Origin of the sequence: Nostoc cf. edaphicum LEGE 07299, assembly GCF_015207245.1 — a bacterium.
Lineage (GTDB): Bacteria > Cyanobacteriota > Cyanobacteriia > Cyanobacteriales > Nostocaceae > Nostoc > Nostoc edaphicum_B.
Window position 1 is genome coordinate 1 of the sequence record NZ_JADEXF010000484.1, and the last position, 4,307, is coordinate 4,307.

2 protein-coding genes and 1 tRNA gene are annotated in these 4,307 nt (G+C 41.7%); 2 read left to right on the forward strand and 1 reads right to left on the reverse strand.

Features of this window, described 5'->3' with window-relative positions; all coding sequences use genetic code 11:
• Positions 1-789 (forward strand): sensor histidine kinase (locus IQ229_RS15265; protein ID WP_265582986.1); only part of this gene is annotated, 789 nt, incomplete at its 5' end.
• 63 nt (positions 790-852) lie between these two features.
• A tRNA-Lys gene (locus IQ229_RS15270) sits at positions 853-924 on the forward strand.
• A gap of 1,350 nt (positions 925-2,274) precedes the next feature.
• Here IQ229_RS15270 and cas12k read toward each other — a convergent pair.
• Positions 2,275-4,197: a type V CRISPR-associated protein Cas12k gene (gene cas12k / locus IQ229_RS15275; RefSeq protein ID WP_194045019.1), complete on the reverse strand. Its 1,923-nt coding sequence runs from the start codon at positions 4,195-4,197 to the stop codon at positions 2,275-2,277.
• Positions 4,198-4,307 lie beyond the last annotated feature (110 nt).

Here is a 4,307-nt window from a genome sequence, read left to right on the forward strand (position 1 = left end):
GAGCTAATGCAGCAGGTAGCAAATGAATGTGCGATCGCCATTCGTCAAGCCCAGCTTTACAAACAAAACCAGGCACAGGTAAAAGAACTAGAAAAAAGCGATCGGCTCAAAAACCAATTTCTCAGAACTTTATCCCAAGAACTGCGGACACCAATAACAAGCATTAGCCTTGCAGTCCAAACTCTCGAAAGTGTCCTCACACCAGCAGAAATATCAGAGATAGAAATAGTGCCGCAACTCTTGCAGATTCTGCACAACGAGTGTGGGCGAGAAAGCAAGTTAATTAATGACCTACTCACACTCACATATCTCGAAGCCGAACCCGATCCCCCAACATTGATTGCCATTGACTTTCAAAGCTGGCTTCACCCCATTATCGAGTCTTTTCGAGACCTCACCAGCTGCCAGCGACAGCAGTTAAACCTGACTGTCGATCGTGCGCTGCCGCCTTTGGAGACAGATATCACCGATTTGGAGCGGATTGTCACCGAACTGCTCAACCATGCCTGCAAATACACCCCAGCCGGGGAAGCGATCGCAGTCTCTGCTCAGTTGATAGGAGATGCAGTCGAGCTTAATATTACCAATTCGGGAATAGAGCTTACCAGCAATGAACTCTCGCGGATTTTTGAACCTTTCTATCACCTTTCCAAACACGATCCTTGGAAACATAGCGGCACGGGGCTGGAATTGGCATTAGTGCAGAAAATGGTCAGACATTTAGGCGGCTCGATTTATGTAAAGAGTGCAGCAGGCCAAACCACCTTCACCGTCAAATTCCCCTTTTAATTAGTTTTTTGAGTGCGGCACTAACTAAATTGTCGGAAGTTATGCTACGATTGTTATTCGTGTGGGTGACTAGCTCAACGGTAGAGCAGTAGACTCTTAATCTATTGGTTGCGGGTTCGATTCCCTCGTCACCCACTAACAAAATTGTCGTTTGCCAAATTAAATGTCCGCGTTGACAAATTAATGTCTCTAGTGACAAATTAGTGTCTTCTTGGAAAACAAACTTGCCTTTATTTAATTCTATGCTGAACTTAATATAGGAACGCAATTTTTACATTAACTAATTACTTGTCACTGTTAACAGACTAATATCCTTTTTGAGAAATTAATCACACTTTAGATAACTAGAATGTAGCTTCTCTATAATATCATTCCACCTATATCTCATTTTTAAGTGATTGTGATGCTCTAAATGCAACTAACTCCCTAGTAGCGTGTCAAGGCTAAAGTAGTGCATTAGGAAAAAATCAAAAAACATTGGTTTCTCTCGATTTCTCAAAAATCTATTGCAATATTTTAGCTGTGCCACGCTGGTAGTGTGCGTTTAATTTTATTTTATTAGACAATGTTTTTTTGTCCAAAGCATTTACAACCAATAGATTAAGAGTCCTTTCAACCCACCATTTTTAACAAAATTTTTGTAGATAATCCGAAAACTAATATAAAAATCTTTTACCCATCTCTATCTGGAAGGTTGTTGAAATCGGTTTTCATCTCCTCAGCCAGATTGTGAATGACTTCTTTCAACCCGTCTCAAGCTAGGCTACGGTGTATATACCGTAGCTCCATCTGGGAGGGGTGTTGAAACTTGCTTCAAAGGCACTCCATTCAAATCTTCCTTCAACTTTCAACCCGCCTCCATCTGGGAGGGGTGTTGAAACTTGTAAAATGTGGTCAAGTTACGACTCACCGGCTCTTTCAACCCGCCTCCATCTGGGAGGGGTGTTGAAACAACCAAGTTTTTCATATTCCCTGGAAGCGCGACTAATCTTTCAACCCGCCTCCATCTGGGAGGGGTGTTGAAACTCTGCGCTTCAAACCATTGATCTGCCAATAGTTATGAAGGCATTTTTGTCACGTCTCCCAAAATCGCCTGTCAATTAACACTTGAAAAAGTAAATCAACTGACACGTTAAAGGCTATAAACCTTACCAAACAAGCGATTTAAACTTTTGGCAGCTCCCCACGGAAATTGACCCCGCTTCGATTCGCCAAAAAATAATTAAGGTGGGTTCCTCCTTGATCGGAGGTGATTCAGTAGCCACCACTGCGGTAAACCCGCACCTCTATTACTGGGGGCGCACCTAATTCCTATCCACAAGGGATAGCAGCATCAAGGTGGGCAGCTACCAGGGTCAGAAAGCAAGACTGTTTAACACCAGTCAAACTAACCCGAATTTACACAGCACAGAGGCTTGTAACAAGCATGAACTGCGGCGCTGTTGAATACTCTTATTCTATTGTCAAGGTTCGGTATTTTGTCAATCAGTTTATTTTGCGGGAATGGTAAGCGGAGATCGCTAATTCTTTCGCTTTCTCTTGTGGACTACCTCGAATTGGCTGTTTTGACTCCTCTATAACAATTCCAGCTTTAACAGCCTGACTTTGGATGTTTGCCATCAACCTGCCGTAACTCCATTGATGAACGCTAACTCGGTACTGTTTGGCATACTGTTTTTGAACTTCTATTAAGTCTGATTTTTGTTCAGCTTTGGCTTGAACCTCACTTTGAACTTGCTCTCGCATATTGTCTAATTTGGGTAGAACAATACTTCCAGCAGAGTATGTTTGGGCGATCGCAATAATCTCTTTCGCCAGCAAGCTGTCTACATACTGGCCTAACTCCGATTCTCCAAACTGATTTGGTGCAGCAAGCGTTTGAGCTATTTGGCGTTGGTGAGATAAGCAATTCTTTTGCAGTCGCTGTCGATTTAACAGTTTGTAATTATCACCAAGTAGTTGTTTGATGCTGCGATAGCTAAGGACTTGGCCTGTAGTGCCGTCTACTACTGCTACTGTTGCAGGCTTTTCTAAACCGAGGCTAACACCGATAAGAATATGAGATTGACCTTTATATAAAGGCTTACTTGGACGAGGGAAGGGGTTATTAATTCTAGATAAAGAAGTGTTATTCCTCTTTAGATGCTTTTGCTGGTTCTTATTGAGGTCGCCCTTGGCTTTAGTCTGGGTAATAACTTTTGCGATTTCTTCTGCTTTTTCTTCTCTAACTTGATTAGTTCCTTCATCTGTCCACAGACGAGTGTCTATACTACAGTAGAGAGTTAAGTGATTAACGTTCCAAGGATCGCCTTTACCCTCCTCTTCTTGCCAAACAAGACGACAAGTGCGAAGGGTGAACAGACCACTAGACTGTTGCTCTTGACTATTTTTCTTTTTGCTGTTTTCCTTAATTTGCCAATCTTCTAGAAAGCGTTGAAACCAATGAAGTTGACGTGAATCACAATAAACTTGAAAACTAAGCTCCCTTGAACCGCTGAATTGTAAACAAATACGTCCACATTGGTTTTTAGACCAAATCATATCTTCACTGCTTTCGTAAGTTACTGGAAAAGGCAGTTTTTTTGATTGTCTTAACAAACTGTCTTGCCAAGATTTCGCCTCGGCTTCATTGTTTGGAACATTGTGAGTAGAAGTGAAAAGAGTTTCGATCCATTTGGTATCGGTTAAATCTCGACCTTTGGGAATTCGTGTTTCTAGCTGTTCTCCGAGGCGTTCTATCTGAATTTGAAGTTTACGACGGCGTTGAGCAAATTTTTTAGCGTCTTCCTCTTTCTCGTTAATTTTGCAACCATTTTTGAGCAAATAGCTGATGGCGCATCGAGTCAAGTTATCTTCTGTGTTGCGGTAAATCTCAAATAAGTTCTTTGATAAAGTCTTGCTATCTGAATTTTGAGATTTTTTGCGCTTTCTAACTTTTTTCCCATTCGTTGATTGAGTTTCAGCAGTATTCACAAGAACAAGTTGAGCCAAAATTTCAGCAGCTTTGGTGCGAAGCTTATCTAAGCTGACACCACTGGCTTCTACCAATTCAACATCACTTTTGAGCATTTCCAGCCAGCGAATTTTGCCTTCTAGTTGGTACTGCGATCGCTTCATTAGCGCAAACCATGATTTATAAATGTAATTCACCAATGCGATCGCACTCGTGTAAAACCGTCCAGGCTGACCGATAAAGCGAGGGTCAGTTTTCAAAGGTTCGCAGAGTTCTTTGACAACACTAGTGGGGTGTTTGCCCTTTTGTCGCCAAGTTTCAAACTCTGGGTGTTGATTTACCCGATGCAATAGTTCATTAATCAGTGGCGTATTTAGCTCTGCCATCAACTTCCATAGTTGGTGGCGTGATGACTCTGAGGCTACAAGACGACACTGAATAGTGATTTGGCTCATCGCTTTAAAACAATATTGTCTAATACTAACATAATTGTATTAAACAAGTCTTCTGTAAAATAAATTGTATGCAGGAGACATTTTTTACAAGCAAGGAAGCTGCTGAAATC

Coding starts and splice junctions, on each gene's coding strand:
- cas12k (WP_194045019.1), bottom strand. CDS start 4,197: ATGAGCCAAATCACTATTCAGTGTCGTCTTGTAGCCTCAGAGTCATCA.